This window comes from Curtobacterium sp. 22159, from assembly GCF_052045775.1.
In the GTDB taxonomy this organism is placed as follows: Bacteria; Actinomycetota; Actinomycetes; order Actinomycetales; family Microbacteriaceae; genus Curtobacterium.
Genome location: NZ_JBQEPN010000005.1, coordinates 200,059 through 212,808 on the forward strand (window position 1 = coordinate 200,059; position 12,750 = coordinate 212,808).

Annotated in this window: 14 protein-coding genes; 9 read left to right on the top strand and 5 right to left on the bottom strand. The window is 72.6% G+C overall.

Annotation, left to right across the window (positions count from 1 at the left end):
• Both ACTJKO_RS08180 and ACTJKO_RS08185 read right to left on the bottom strand, forming a co-directional pair.
• A partial coding sequence (locus tag ACTJKO_RS08180) for an amidohydrolase family protein (RefSeq protein WP_440687523.1) occupies positions 1-354 on the bottom strand: 354 nt, incomplete at its 3' end.
• Positions 355-407: 53 nt separating this feature from the next.
• Positions 408-671 carry a glutaredoxin family protein gene (locus ACTJKO_RS08185; protein ID WP_440687525.1) on the bottom strand — a complete coding sequence of 88 codons (264 nt, stop codon included), beginning with the start codon at positions 669-671 and terminating at the stop codon, positions 408-410.
• A gap of 74 nt (positions 672-745) precedes the next feature.
• On the opposite strand from ACTJKO_RS08185, the gene ACTJKO_RS08190 reads away from it, so the two are divergent.
• From ACTJKO_RS08190 to ACTJKO_RS08220, 7 genes are all read left to right on the top strand, one after another.
• A complete protein-coding gene (locus ACTJKO_RS08190; RefSeq protein WP_440687527.1) occupies positions 746-1,717 on the top strand; it encodes a PrsW family intramembrane metalloprotease in 972 nt (323 codons plus the stop codon).
• A gap of 208 nt (positions 1,718-1,925) precedes the next feature.
• The gene (locus ACTJKO_RS08195) at positions 1,926-3,674 is read left to right on the top strand and encodes an adenosylhomocysteinase (protein WP_440687529.1); all 1,749 of its coding nucleotides are present in this window, start codon (positions 1,926-1,928) and stop codon (positions 3,672-3,674) included.
• Positions 3,671-5,029, top strand: a complete 1,359-nt coding sequence (locus ACTJKO_RS08200; protein ID WP_440687531.1) for an amidohydrolase family protein — start codon at positions 3,671-3,673, stop codon at positions 5,027-5,029. The genes ACTJKO_RS08195 and ACTJKO_RS08200 overlap by 4 nt, the downstream gene beginning before the upstream one ends.
• Positions 5,026-5,523: a cupin domain-containing protein gene (locus ACTJKO_RS08205; RefSeq protein WP_440687533.1), complete on the top strand. Its 498-nt coding sequence runs from the start codon at positions 5,026-5,028 to the stop codon at positions 5,521-5,523. The genes ACTJKO_RS08200 and ACTJKO_RS08205 overlap by 4 nt, the downstream gene beginning before the upstream one ends.
• A gap of 93 nt (positions 5,524-5,616) precedes the next feature.
• Positions 5,617-6,435 carry an ABC transporter substrate-binding protein gene (locus ACTJKO_RS08210; protein WP_440687535.1) on the top strand — a complete coding sequence of 273 codons (819 nt, stop codon included), beginning with the start codon at positions 5,617-5,619 and terminating at the stop codon, positions 6,433-6,435.
• Between the two features lie 4 nt (positions 6,436-6,439).
• Positions 6,440-7,318 (top strand): amino acid ABC transporter permease, encoded by an 879-nt coding sequence (locus tag ACTJKO_RS08215; protein WP_440687536.1) that lies wholly within the window; start codon positions 6,440-6,442, stop codon positions 7,316-7,318.
• Positions 7,315-8,097 carry an amino acid ABC transporter ATP-binding protein gene (locus tag ACTJKO_RS08220; protein WP_440687538.1) on the top strand — a complete coding sequence of 261 codons (783 nt, stop codon included), beginning with the start codon at positions 7,315-7,317 and terminating at the stop codon, positions 8,095-8,097. Before ACTJKO_RS08215 ends, ACTJKO_RS08220 begins: the two co-directional genes overlap by 4 nt.
• Before the next feature lie 45 nt (positions 8,098-8,142).
• Here the strand turns inward: ACTJKO_RS08220 and ACTJKO_RS08225 are convergent, their stop codons facing one another.
• Positions 8,143-9,594 (bottom strand): DHA2 family efflux MFS transporter permease subunit, encoded by a 1,452-nt coding sequence (locus ACTJKO_RS08225; RefSeq protein ID WP_440687540.1) that lies wholly within the window; start codon positions 9,592-9,594, stop codon positions 8,143-8,145.
• A 76-nt stretch (positions 9,595-9,670) separates the two neighbouring features.
• Between ACTJKO_RS08225 and ACTJKO_RS08230 the strand changes: the two genes are divergently transcribed.
• Positions 9,671-10,327, top strand: a complete 657-nt coding sequence (locus tag ACTJKO_RS08230) for a TetR/AcrR family transcriptional regulator (protein WP_440687542.1) — start codon at positions 9,671-9,673, stop codon at positions 10,325-10,327.
• Here the strand turns inward: ACTJKO_RS08230 and ACTJKO_RS08235 are convergent.
• A complete protein-coding gene (locus ACTJKO_RS08235) occupies positions 10,324-11,289 on the bottom strand; it encodes an NAD(P)H-quinone oxidoreductase (RefSeq protein WP_440687544.1) in 966 nt (321 codons plus the stop codon). The genes ACTJKO_RS08230 and ACTJKO_RS08235 overlap by 4 nt on opposite strands.
• A 97-nt stretch (positions 11,290-11,386) precedes the next feature.
• On the opposite strand from ACTJKO_RS08235, the gene ACTJKO_RS08240 reads away from it, so the two are divergent.
• On the top strand, positions 11,387-11,845 hold the full coding sequence (locus ACTJKO_RS08240) for a hypothetical protein (protein WP_440687546.1): 459 nt from the start codon (positions 11,387-11,389) through the stop codon (positions 11,843-11,845).
• 24 nt (positions 11,846-11,869) lie between these two features.
• Here ACTJKO_RS08240 and ACTJKO_RS08245 read toward each other — a convergent pair whose 3' ends face one another.
• Positions 11,870-12,748: an aldo/keto reductase gene (locus ACTJKO_RS08245; RefSeq protein ID WP_440687548.1), complete on the bottom strand. Its 879-nt coding sequence runs from the start codon at positions 12,746-12,748 to the stop codon at positions 11,870-11,872.
• Between the last annotated feature and the right edge of the window lie 2 nt (positions 12,749-12,750).

Sequence of the window (12,750 nt, forward strand, 5' to 3'; positions counted from 1 at the left end):
GCCGCTCGCGCTGCCGCTCGCGCTGCCGCTCGCGCTGCTGCCGCTCGCGCTGCTGCCGCTCGCGCCGTCGGGGTGGAGGCGAAGTGCCGCCACGCGGTCGGCCACGTCCGGTGCGGTCAGGTCGACCCAGCCGACGACGCCGACGACCGGAGCAGGCTGGCGGAGCAGCCAGGCCGTCTCGTCGGCGTCGTGCACGGCCTGCACCACGATCGTCCGTGTGACGTCCGTGGTGCTCGTGACGCCGCGGAGGTCGTCGACGTCGAACCGCCGACGGATCGGCGCGACGGACTCGTCCATCCAGGGGTAGGGCCGGTCCGCGGGGTCCCAGAGGTGGTGGTGAGCATCGACGATCACGAGCTCATCATGCCGGATTCATCCGATGTCCGCCCGGCGGACGGACCGGACGCTCAGACGACGCCCGCAGCCTCGAGCTCCGCCCGCAGTTCGGCGTCGGAGGGCTCGACGAAGTGCTTGCCGTTCGGCAGCACGACGACGGGGATGTTCTTGCGTCCGCTGATCTCCTCGGCCCGTCCGGCGGCGGAGAGGTCCGCCTCGACGTCGACGTACTCGTAGTCCACGCCGAGCGTGTCGAGCAGCGCCTTGGAGCGTCGGCAGTCGCGGCACCAGTCCGCGCCGAACATGGTGACCTTGTCGGGGGTTGCATCGCTCATGCTGGGAGAGTACGTCCGGACCGGCCGCGGCATTCCCGTGACCGCCAGCCGCCGCCGGGGAGCACGATGGCCCCATGAGCCTGCCCGTCGACGCCAGCGCCGTCCACCCGCACCACCGCCACGGTTGGTGGTGGAAGACCCTGCTCGTCGGGTTCCTCCTCTGGGTCGTGACGATCGTCGTCACCGTGTCGACCGAGAACACGAACCTCGTGCCGACGATCATCCTGCTCGGGAGCTTCCTCGTCCCGTTCACGGTCGTGCTCTTCGTCATCGAGCGCGTGACCGGGTCGGTGAGCACGATGCAGCTCGTCGTGGCGTTCTTCGTCGGCGGCATCCTCGGCGTGCTCGGCGCCTCCCTGCTCGAAGCCGACCTCCGTGCCGGCCCGGCCGTGTACGTCGTGGTCGGCTTCGTCGAGGAGTTCGTCAAGGGCGTGCTGTTCGTGGTCGTCGGGTGGCGGGTCCGACCGAAGACGGCGCGGCAGGGCGCCCTCCTCGGGGCGACGATCGGTGCCGGGTTCGCGGCCTTCGAGTCCGCCGGGTACGCCTTCAACGCCGCGATCACCCAGCAGGGGATCGACCTGGCCTCGCTGCTGCAGACCGAGGTCGCCCGTGCCGTGCTCTCCCCGGTCGGTCACGTGCTGTGGACCGCGATCCTCGGGGCGGTCCTGTTCGGTGCGGCGCGGGGGAGCGACCGGTTCCGCTGGTCCTGGGCGGCGATCGGCGCCTACGTCGGGGTGTCGGTCCTGCACGGGCTGTGGGACTCGAGCTCGACGATCTCGACGCTGCTGGCCTTCATCGTGACGGGCACGCCGTTCTCGGCGGCGCGCAACGGGTACGTCCCGGACGGGATCGCGGGGGTGGCGACGACGCTCTACGTCGTGGGCCTCGGGATCGTGTCGGTGATCGGCGTGGGCGTGCTGGTGGGGGTCCTGCGGCACCACCGGCGCATCGACCGGGTCGGGCCGGCGGCTGCGGTGCCGGGGTGGCGGACCGCGGGGGCCGACGACGGGTGGGACGGCACCCCGCCCCCGCACACCCTGCGCTGACCACCGCCGCGCGCCGCGGCCGTGCACCGCTGCCCGCCCGCAGTGCCGCCGCCCGTCGCGCCGTCGCGCCGTCGCGCCGCCGCCAGTCGCGCCGCCGCCAGTCGCGCCGCAGCGCCGCCGCCAGTCGCGCCGCCGCGCCCCCGCGCGTCGCCGCCGCCCGGCCACCCGGCCACCCGGCGCGGCCCCGGCGTCACCCTACGATTGAGCCATGCCGCCAGGACCCGACCCCGAGACGCGCGCCTGGGCCTCGGCAGCCGTCCGTCGCTTCGCGAGCGCCACGAACCTGCTCGTCGCCGCCCGGCGCTTCCGCATCATCGGCGGGGACGCCCGCGACGCCGCCGCGCTGCACGGGCTGCTGACCGGACTCGGAGCACGTCCGGCCGCGGACCACGAGCCCGTCGACCAGCTCTGGTGCCTCGGCACACCCGACGAGTCGACGGCGGTCATCGAGCGCGCGGCCGACCGCCCGCGTGGTGCCACGCTCGTCGTGATCGACGCCGGCCGGCACCTGCCCGCCGTCGACGAGGACGCCTGGGGTCCGGTCGACGTGGTCCGTCCCGGCGTGCTGAACGCACCGATGCTCTCGGACGACGTCGTCTTCGTCTCGACGGGGCGCGACCCCGAGGACGACACCGCCGCCGATGCCCGACTCCGCTGGGCACGCCGGTCCATGCCCGTCTCCCGCGCGGTCGCGGCCGAACTCCGGGACGGCGGACTCCTCCGCGGGACCCGCATCGGCGTCGCGATGTTCCTCGAGCCCAAGACCGCGGTGCTGAGCCTGCTCCTCCGCGATGCCGGTGCCGAGGTCGTCGTGTACGCCCACGCCGACGAGACCGACGACGCCGTGGCCGATGCCCTCCGGAACGCGGGGCTGACCGTCCACGCGAGCAGCACCGCCACGCTCGCCGAGCAGAAGGCGCTCGCGCTCGCGATGCTCGACACGCGCCCGCACATCCTGCTCGACGACGGGTCGCACCTCATCCGCCTCGCGCACCAGGAGCGCCCCGACCTGCTGCCGACGATGCTCGGAGCGGCCGAGGAGACCACGAGCGGCCTGCGCCCGCTGCGCGTCATGGCGTCGCGGGGCGGACTCGGCATCCCGGTCGTCGCGGTGAACGACGCCCGCACGAAGACGTTCTTCGACAACCGGTACGGCACGGGGCAGTCGACGGTGTTCGCGGTCCTGGACCTCCTCGACCGGCTCCCCGCCGGCGCGCACCGGGCGGTCCCGGGAGGCGCGGCGGTCGTCGCGGGGTTCGGGCACGTCGGCGAGGGGGTCGCCCTGGTGCTCGCCGCACTCGGGTTCCGGGTGACGGTCGCCGAGACGGACCCGGTGCGTGCACTGCAGGCACTGTTCGCCGGACACGCGGTCGCGCCGCTCGCCGACGCCGTGACGGACGCCGACCTCGTCGTGAGCGCGACGGGTGTCACCGACACGATCGACGTCCGGACGCTCCGCGCCTGTCCGGACGGCACCGTCGTGGCCGTCGCGGGCGGCGTCGACCAGGAGGTCGCGCTCGACGCAGCCCTCGCTGCCGGCGCCGCGGCGCAGGCCGTCGGCCCGAAGGCCGAGCGGATCACCTTCCCCGGGGCCGACGGCGGTCCCGTCCTGCTCGACCGGGGTGGCTGCATCAACATCACCGCGGCCGAGGGCAACCCGATCGAGATCATGGACCTCTCGTTCGCCGCCCAGCTCGGCGCCGTCCGCATGCTCCTCGAGCACGGCGACGAACTCGACCGGGCCGTCGTGCCGATCGACCCCGCGGTGGACGAGGCGACCGCCCGCGTGGCGCTCGCCGCGTTCGGGAGCCGACCCGCGCCGCTCCCCTCCGGCACGGCCGGTCCCGCGCTGGCGCGTCAGCGCGGAACCGGTGGCGTGGCCGCGGGCCGCCCCGCCGAGCACCCCGCGGACCGCGAGCCGGACGTCCGGACCCACCGCTTCGGAGCGCCGGCATGACCGCAGCGCACCCTGTGACCGTGCACTCGGCACGCATCGTCGTCCCGATGACCGCGCCCCCGATCGCCGACGGTGCGGTGGCGGTGCAGGACGGCCGGATCCTGCACGTGGGCGACCGCTCGTGGGTCGTCGACCAGCTGAGCGGTTCCGGCACGGCATTCACCGAGCGACGGTGGCGCGGCGCGCTGCTGCCGGGGCTCGTCAACGCCCACTCCCACCTCCAGTACACCGGCATGGCCAGTGTCGGGCAGCGGCAGTACGAGGGTTTCGAGGACTGGGCTCGCGCCTTCAACACCGACTACGCGAAACCGCACGACTGGCAGGCCGAGGCCGCGGCGGGAGCGGCGGCATCCGTCCTCGCCGGGGTGACGAGCGTCGCCGACATCGTCACGGACATCGAGGCCGCCACCGCGCTGGAGGACGCCGGGCTCGGGGGCATCACCTACTGGGAGGTGATGGACTGGGAGAACGAGGCGTGGCAGACCCACGGGCGGGACCAGGTCCTCGCCGAACTCGAGCGGATCCCGACCGTCCCCGGTGCCGGGCTCTCGCCGCACGCGCCGTACTCGCTCGAGGTCGCACCCCTGCTCGAGCTCCCCGACATCGTGCGGCAGCGCGGCCTCCGCCTGCACCTGCATCTCGGCGAAGCGGCGTTCGAGGGTGAGCGCGCCGCACTCGGACCGGTCCCCGGACTCGAGGGCGTCGACGGTGTCGGTCACGGCAGCGACTGGCACCTCGCGAACGTCCCCTCGTTCCGTGCGATGCGGGCGCTCGGCTTCGGCGCGAGCGCGACCGCCTTCGTCGACCGGCTCGGCGTGCTCGGCCCCGACTGCCACATCGCCCACGGCGTCTACATGACGGCTGCCGACCGCGCCCTGCTGCGCGCACGGGGCACCGCCGTCGCCCTCTGCCCGCGCTCGAACGCCGTCATCGGTCTGGACCCGCCACCGGTCGCCGACTACCTGCGCGAGGGCAGTCCCGTCGCGATCGGCACGGACTCGCTGTCGTCGTCGCCGTCCCTCGACCTCATGGCCGACGTCACCGCGTTGCACCGGATCGCCCGCGCGCAGGGGTACGGGCACCGCGACCTGCACGAACGGCTCCTCGCCGCGGCCACCCTCGGCGGCGCGAACGCGATGGGCCTCGCGGTGGGACCGGACCGGATCGGGCACCTCGCGGTCGGCGCGCGCGCGGACCTCGCGGTGTTCGACGTCGACGCCCGCACCGTGCCCGACGCCCTGGCCGAACTCGTCGAGGACGGCGCCGGACGAGCCGTGGCGACCGTCGTCCGCGGCGTCGTCCGCGCCGCCGACGGCACCCTCGCCCCGCACCCCACCACCCAGGAGGACGCATGACCGAGCAAGCACCCCGACCCGGCGCCGTCGCCCGACGCACCGTCGACGGCGAGGTCATCGAGTGGCTCGACGTGCCGAAGCGCGCCGTCGCCCTCGGTATGGAGCCGCACCCCGAGGGCGGCTGGTACGTCCGCACCTGGACCTCCCCGGCGACGGTCTCGACGCCTGCGGGGGACCGTCCCGCCGCGACCCTGATCCACTTCCTGCTGCCCCCGGGCGAGGCATCGGCCTGGCACCGGGTGACGAGCGACGAGATCTGGATGTGGCACGGGCCGGACACGGTCGAGCTGCAGCTCGGCGGCGACGGCGACCGGCCGGAACCCGGGGCGACGATCACCCTCGGCCCGGACGCCGGACGCGACCGCGTGAACGACGCGCAGGCGTTCGTGCGGGGCGGCGTCTGGCAGCGCACCCTGCCCGGTGACGGCGAGGTCCTGCTGAGCTGCCTCGTGTCCCCGGGCTTCTCGTTCGACGATTTCACGCTCGCCGACTGACCCGTCGGTAACGGCGCTTCACGCGCGCCCGCTGGTATCCCACTGGCAAGTACACTGCTTGCTGCCCCCGCCCCTCGCACGAAGGCCCGACCCGTGACCCGTTCCCTCCGCCTCACCATCGCCGTCGCGACCGCCGCGGTCGCAGCCCTCGCGCTCTCCGCCTGCAGCGCCGGCAGCAGCAGTGCCGACGGCACCGTCACCGACGGCAAGCTCACCATCGCGACCGGACAGCCGGCGTACTCGCCCTGGGTGGAGGACAACAAGCCGCAGTCCGGCAAGGGCTTCGAGGCCGCGGTGGCGTACGCCGTCGCGAAGGAGATGGGCTACGCGAAGTCCGACGTGGTCTGGAAGCGGAGCACCTTCGACAGCGCCATCGCTCCCGGCCCGAAGGACTGGGACCTCAACATCCAGCAGTTCTCGATCGACGCCAAGCGCAAGAAGGCCGTCGACATGTCGAGTGCGTACTACACGACCACCCAGGCCGTCGTGACCACGAAGCAGTCGAAGGCCGCCGACGCCACGACCGTGTCCGCGCTCAAGGCGGACGCGATCGGTGTCGCGACCGGCTCGACGAGCATCCAGAGCGTCAAGGACGTCCTCGGGATCACCCCGCAGGTGTTCAACTCGAACGACGACGCCGTGCTCGCGCTGAAGTCGGGGCAGATCGACGCGATCGTCACCGACCTGCCGACGGCGTTCTACATGGCCTCCGCGCAGCTGGACGACGGCACCGTCTCGGCGCAGTTCCCCGCCGACGGCAAGGGCGACCAGTTCGGCTTCGTGCTGCCGAAGGGGTCGAAGCTCACGAGCAAGGTCGACTCGGCCCTCGCGACGCTCCGGAAGGACGGCACGCTGGCGGACCTGCAGACGAAGTGGCTCTCCTCGGAGACCGGCACCCCGGTCCTGAAGTAGCCGCATGACCGTCCCCGCAGGCGCCGGCACCCCGGTCGCCGCACCCGCGCCGAGCCAGGTCGAACTCGAGCGCCGGCTCTACCGCCGGCAGCGCGGCCGTCGTTCGATCGTCGTGTCCGTGGTGTCGACGGTCGTCGTCGTCGCGATCGTGTACTTCGGCGTCGTGAACACCCCCGGCTGGGCGGCGGTCCAGCAGTCGTTCTTCGACCCGCAGACCGCGATCGACACCTTCCCGGAGATCCTGCTCGGCCTCTGGTTGAACGTGCGGATCCTGTTCTTCAGCGCGATCGGTGTCGCGGTGTTCGGCACCCTGCTCGCCGTGGTGCGGGGACTGCGCAACCCGGTGTTCTTCCCGCTCCGGATGCTCGCCACCGGCTACACGGATCTGTTCCGGGGGCTTCCGCTCATCATCGTGCTCTACCTCGTCGGGTACGGGATCCCCGGACTCGGAGTGTTCCCCCGCCTCCCCGCGGAGGTCTGGGGCACCATCGCGATCGTCCTCACCTACTCGTCGTACATCGCCGAAGTGCTCCGTGCCGGGATGGAAGCGGTGCACCCATCGCAGCGTCTGGCCGCGCGGTCCCTCGGGCTGTCCCACGCGAAGACGCTCCGCCTCGTCGTCCTGCCGCAGGCGATCCGGAAGGTCACCCCGGCGCTCATGAACGACTTCGTGTCGATGCAGAAGGACGTCGGGCTGGTCTCGATCCTCGGTGCCGTCGACGCGGTCCGGTCGGCGCAGATCGCGCAGGCGGAGACGTACAACTTCACGCCGTACTTCGTCGCCGGCCTGCTGTTCGTCGTGATCAGCCTGCCGCTCATCCGGGTCACCGACGCGATCGCGCGTCGTCAGCAGCAGCGCGAGCAGATCGGAGGCACGGTGTGAGCGACCCCCGTCCCGACCAGGAGGCGCGGCCCACGCCCGACACCGCCGCCCCGGTCCTCGAACTGCGCGGGTTGCGCAAGGCGTTCGGCGAGCACGAGGTCCTGCGCGGCATCGACCTGACCGTGCACCGCCACGAGGTCATCTGCGTCATCGGTGCATCGGGTTCCGGTAAGTCGACGCTGCTCAAGACGGTGAACCTGCTCGAGGGGATCGACGACGGCGAGATCCTGCTCCAGGGCACGGACATCGCCGACCCCCGCATCGACGTCGACGCCACCCGTGCTCGGATCGGGGTGGTCTTCCAGCAGTTCAACCTGTTCCCGCACATGAGCGTGCTCGACAACGTGACCCTGGCCTCGCGGCGGGTGCACGGCATCGGCAAGGCGGCGGCCGAGGCGACCGCGCGTCGGCTGCTGGAGCGGATCGGCCTGGCCGACTTCGCGGGCGCCTACCCCGACCGCCTCTCCGGCGGGCAGCAGCAGCGGGTGGCGATCGTCCGCGCGATCGCCTCCGACCCCGAACTGCTCCTGCTCGACGAGGTCACGAGCGCCCTCGATCCGCAGCTCGTCGGCGAGGTGCTCGACCTCGTCACCGAGCTCAAGCGGCAGGGCTCCACGATCCTCATGACCACGCACGAGATGCACTTCGCCAGGAACGTCGCCGACCGGATCGTGTTCCTGCACCGCGGCGAGGTCGTCGAGCAGGGTGCCCCGGCGGACGTGCTGGACGCCCCGGAGCACCCCGCGCTCGTCGAGTTCCTCGCGCGGGTGCACGCCTGACGTCGGTCCGCCGAACGGCCGCGCAGGCGGGGCCCGCACGACCCCTCAGGCGGCGGGGGCCGACGCTGCGGGGGTGAGCCGCGCCTCCAGTCCGTCCCGGCCCTCGTCGGCGACCGGCTCGGCGAGGTGCGTCGACCGCCCCGCCGGGAGGAACGCGGCGACCACCGCGCTGACCGCCACCACCGCCGCACCCACCATGACCGCCGGTTGGGCCGCGCCGACGTAGCCGGTCGGGGTGAGTTCGCCGCCGTTGCCGGTGAACACGGCCGTGAGGACGGCGATGCCGAGTGCGACCCCGATCTCGCGGAGCGTCGAGTTCGCGCCGGACGCCTTCGCGTGGTCGTGCTGCGGCATCCGGGCGAGCACCGCCGTCGAGATCGGGCCGAACACGGCGCCCATCCCGACGCCGGCGAGCAGGAAGCCGGGCAGCAGCGTCGTGAACGTGACGTCGGCCGCCATCGTCCCCGCGATCCAGAACAGCCCCGCGGAGAGGAACACCATGCCGCCGGTGATGAGTGCCCGCGTGCCCACCCGGGGTGCGACGATCCCGGCGAGGGGCGCGACCACCATCGGTGCGAGGGTCCACGGCATCGTCCAGACGCCGGCCTCGAGCGGCGTCCGCCCCTGCACGACCTGCAGGAACTGGATGAGGATGAACACCGCGCCGAACGCACCGAACGAGAACGTCATCGCGACGAGGTTCGCGAGCGCGAAGCTGCGGTCGCGGAAGAACCGCAGGGGCAGCAGGGGTGCGCTCGTGCGGGCCTGCCAGAGCACGAACGCCACGAGGAGCACGCCGCCGCCGATGAGCCCGGTGAGCACCTCGCCGCTCGTCCAGCCGGCGTCGTTGCCCCGGACGACCCCGAACACGACGCCGAGCACGCCGAGCCCGGCGAGCAGGACACCCAGGACGTCCGCGCGGACCTTCGCGCCGCGGGTGTTCGGCAGGGCGACGAGCGCGAGCGGGATGGCGACGACGCCGACGGGGACGTTGAGCCAGAAGATCGCCTCCCAGCTCCAGTTCTCGACCACGGCGCCGCCGATGAGCGGGCCGAGTGCGACACCGAGACCGGAGATGCCGCCCCAGACGCCGATGCCGACCGTGCGGAGCCGGTCCGGCACGCTGCCGACGAGGAGGGTCAGCGACAGCGGCATGATCGCGGCGGCGCCGGCGCCCTCGACGGCACGCCAGACGATGAGCGCCGTCGGGTCGGTGCTCAGGGCGGCGAAGGCGGAGGAGGCGGTGAACACGGCGATGCCGGCGACGAAGAGGTGCCGGCGGCCCAGACGGTCCCCGAGCCCGACGGCGAGCAGCATGAGCGCGGCGAACGCGAGGGTGTACGCGTTCGTGATCCACTGCAGCTCCTCGACCGAGGCACCGAGGTCGGCGTGCACGGCCGGTAGCGCGCTCGTGACGACGAGGTTGTCGAGCGTGGCCATGAACATCGGGAGGGACGCGGCTGCGATGGCGAGCCAGACGGGGATGCGTCGTTCCATGGTGGGATCCGTTCTTTGGTAATCGGATGATTACTTACCTGGTGGACTGTAGTAATCCGCTGATAACCTGTCAACCATGAGTTCGGGAAACGCAGCACCGGCACCGGCCCGGATGCCCGCCGCGCAGCGTCGCGCGATGATCCTCGAAGCCGCCCGCGGACTGTTCGGCAGCCAGGGCTACAACGGCACCACCACGGACCAGATCGCGGCGGCCGCGGGCATCAGCCAGCCGTACGTCGTCCGGATGTTCGGCTCGAAGGAGGCCCTGTTCCTCGAGGTCTTCCACGACACCCTGCAGACCCTCATCGACGCCTGGCGGGAGACCCTCGCCACGCTCGGCCCCGACCAGACCCCCGCGCACGCGATCGGCGAGCAGTTCGTCGACCTCGCCGCCGAGCGCGGCCTGCACACGCTCCTGCTGCAGGGCTTCGTGTCCGGCGCGGAGCCGGCGATCGGCGCCGCGGCGCGCGACGGCTTCCTCGAGATCTACCGGTTCCTGCGCGACGAAGCGGGCATCGCCGACGACGAGGTGCAGGGGTTCCTCGGCAGCGGGATGATCTTCGCGATCATGCTCGCGATCGACATGCCCGCACGGTTCGACCAGGACCCGGACGCCGCCGCCCTGCTCCGGGCGACGTTCGGCGCCAAGTGCGGACAGGTGCTCGACCTCGTCCGGGGCCAGCGCGACGCCGCGGTCCGCGGTCAGCGCGATGCGGCGTCCGTCGGCTCCTAGGGGGTCAGCAGCACCTTGCCGACGACCTCGCCGTCGCGGACGCGTCGGTGTGCTTCGGCGACGTCGGCGAGCGGCAGTACCGAGTCGACGACCGGGCGCACCCGACCGTCCGCGACGAACGGCCAGACGTTGTACCGGACGGCCTGGACGATCGCGGCCTTCTCGTCGTGGGGACGGGCCCGGAGGGTCGTTGCGCTGATCGTCGCTCGCTTCCGCATCATGGCGCCCAGGTCGAGCTCGCCGGTGCGACCGCTCCCGGAGGCGATCACGGCGATGTGGCCGTTCGGGGCGAGGACCTCGAGGTTCCGGCCGAGGTAGGCCGGTCCCACGACGTCCAGCACGACGTCGACCCCGCGGCCGCCGGTGAAGTCCAGTGCCCGCGCGACGAAGTCCTCCGAGCGGTGGTCGACGACGAGGTCCGCGCCCAGCTCCTCCGACGCGCGGACCTTCCGCGGGCCGCCGGAGGTCGCGATGACCGTCGCGCCGAGGGCCTTCGCCCAGAGCACCGCGTGCGAACCCATCCCACCCGTCCCGCCGTGCACCAGGAGCGTCTGCCCGGGACGCAGTCCGGCGATCATCCCGACGTTCGAGTACACCGTGCACGCGGCCTCGGGCAGCCCCGCGGCCTCGACGAGGTCGACCCCCTCGGGCACCGGCAGGACCTGCGTGGCGGGCACGGCGACGAGCGACGCGTAGCCGCCGCCGGCGAGCAGTGCGCACACCCGGTCCCCGACGGCGAACCCCTCCGCGCCGACCCCGAGCGCGCGCATCGTGCCCGAGATCTCGAGCCCGAGGACGTCGGGCGCACCGGGCGGCGGCGGGTAGTTCCCCGCGACCTGCTGCAGGTCGGCGTTGTTGACCCCGGCGGCGGCCACCTCGACGAGGACCTCCCCGGCGCCGGGCACCGGATCCGGCAGGTCGGTCACTCGGAGCTCGCTGAGGTCGGGACTGATGGCACGCATGGCCTCGACGGTACGCGCTGCCGGCACCCCGGTAGTGTCGGAACCGCACGCGACTCTCGTCCGGGGGGAGCGGAACGACCCGGGGGGAACCACCACCATGCCCAGCAAGACCATCGCACTCGTCACCGCGGCGCTCGCCGTCACCCTGCTCGCCGGCTGTTCCGCCGGTGGTCCGGGCTCCGGCGACGGTGCCACCACCGCGGCGAAGGACAGCTCCTCGCAGTCGAAGTCCGAGGCGTGCAAGGCGTTCGAGTCCAAGGTGAAGTCGGCGGCCGAGGGCCTGCAGTCCCAGGTGTCGAAGCTGCAGTCCGACCCGTCCGCCGCGGTCGCCAAGCTCAAGGAGTTCGACGGCTCGCTCTCCGACGGCGTCGACGCCGTCTCGAACCCGACGGTCAAGCCCAAGGCCGAGGCGTTCCACGCTGCGTACACCGACATGCTCACGCAGATCGAGGCCATCGCGAAGGACCCGAAGTCGGCCGACCTCTCGAAGTTCCAGGAGACGACGTCGAAGGTGCAGGACGCCGGCAACGACTTCGACAAGACCTGCTCGTCCTGACGCCCGCACCGCGCAGGCGGACGCCTAGGCGGCGGCCGCCTGCGACGCGTCGAGCCGGGCCACGTCCTCCGGTCGGAGCTTCACGGTGGCAGCCGTGACGGAGTCCAGGATCGACTGCGGCCGTGAGGCACCCGGGATCGGCACGACGACGTCGCTCTTCTGCAGCTCCCACGCCAGTGCGATCACCTGCGGGCTGACCCCGCGGTCCCGTGCGATCGTGGCGAAGTCCTCGTAGGCGGTGCCGAGGTCGGCGGCGTTCGCGATGCCACCGAGCGGGCTCCACGGCAGGAACGCGATGCCGAGCTCGTCGCAGAGCTCCAGTTCGGGCTCGCTCGACCGGAACGCCGGGGAGAACTGGTTCTGCACCGAGGCGAGCCGTCCGTCGAGGACGGTGTTCGCGGTACGGATCTGGTCCGGGTCGGCGTTCGAGATGCCCGCCATCCGGATGACGCCCTCGTCGAGGAGCTCCGCGAGTGCGCCGACCGAGTCTGCGTACGGCACCGCCGGGTCCGGGCGGTGGAACTGGTACAGCCCGATCGCGTCGACACCGAGGCGCTTCGCCGAGGCCTTCGCCGCTTCCTTGAGGTACTCGGGGTGGCCGTTCTGCGCCCACGGGCCGGGCTCCGGCCGGAGGTGTCCGCCCTTGGTCGCGATGAGGACCGCCGAGGTGTCCCCGTGGTACTCCCGCACCGCCTTCGCGATGAGCTCCTCGTTGTGCCCGACCTCGTCGTGTGCTGCCAGGTGGTACGCGTCCGCGGTGTCGATGAGCGTGACGCCGGCCTCGAGCGCCGCGTGGATCGTCGCGATGGACCGCCGTTCGTCCGGTCGGCCCTCGATGGACATGGGCATGCCGCCCAGACCGATCGCGCTGACCGACACGTCTCCGATGACTCGTTGCTTCATGT

Bases quoted from the DNA above. Each gene is read 5' to 3' on its own strand.
- ACTJKO_RS08185 (WP_440687525.1), bottom strand. From the start codon at position 671: ATGAGCGATGCAACCCCCGACAAGGTCACCATGTTCGGCGCGGACTGG.
- ACTJKO_RS08190 (WP_440687527.1), top strand. From the start codon at position 746: ATGAGCCTGCCCGTCGACGCCAGCGCCGTCCACCCGCACCACCGCCAC.
- ACTJKO_RS08195 (WP_440687529.1), top strand. From the start codon at position 1,926: ATGCCGCCAGGACCCGACCCCGAGACGCGCGCCTGGGCCTCGGCAGCC.
- ACTJKO_RS08200 (WP_440687531.1), top strand. From the start codon at position 3,671: ATGACCGCAGCGCACCCTGTGACCGTGCACTCGGCACGCATCGTCGTC.
- ACTJKO_RS08205 (WP_440687533.1), top strand. From the start codon at position 5,026: ATGACCGAGCAAGCACCCCGACCCGGCGCCGTCGCCCGACGCACCGTC.
- ACTJKO_RS08215 (WP_440687536.1), top strand. From the start codon at position 6,440: ATGACCGTCCCCGCAGGCGCCGGCACCCCGGTCGCCGCACCCGCGCCG.
- ACTJKO_RS08225 (WP_440687540.1), bottom strand. From the start codon at position 9,594: ATGGAACGACGCATCCCCGTCTGGCTCGCCATCGCAGCCGCGTCCCTC.
- ACTJKO_RS08230 (WP_440687542.1), top strand. From the start codon at position 9,671: ATGAGTTCGGGAAACGCAGCACCGGCACCGGCCCGGATGCCCGCCGCG.
- ACTJKO_RS08235 (WP_440687544.1), bottom strand. From the start codon at position 11,289: ATGCGTGCCATCAGTCCCGACCTCAGCGAGCTCCGAGTGACCGACCTG.
- ACTJKO_RS08240 (WP_440687546.1), top strand. From the start codon at position 11,387: ATGCCCAGCAAGACCATCGCACTCGTCACCGCGGCGCTCGCCGTCACC.
- ACTJKO_RS08245 (WP_440687548.1), bottom strand. From the start codon at position 12,748: ATGAAGCAACGAGTCATCGGAGACGTGTCGGTCAGCGCGATCGGTCTG.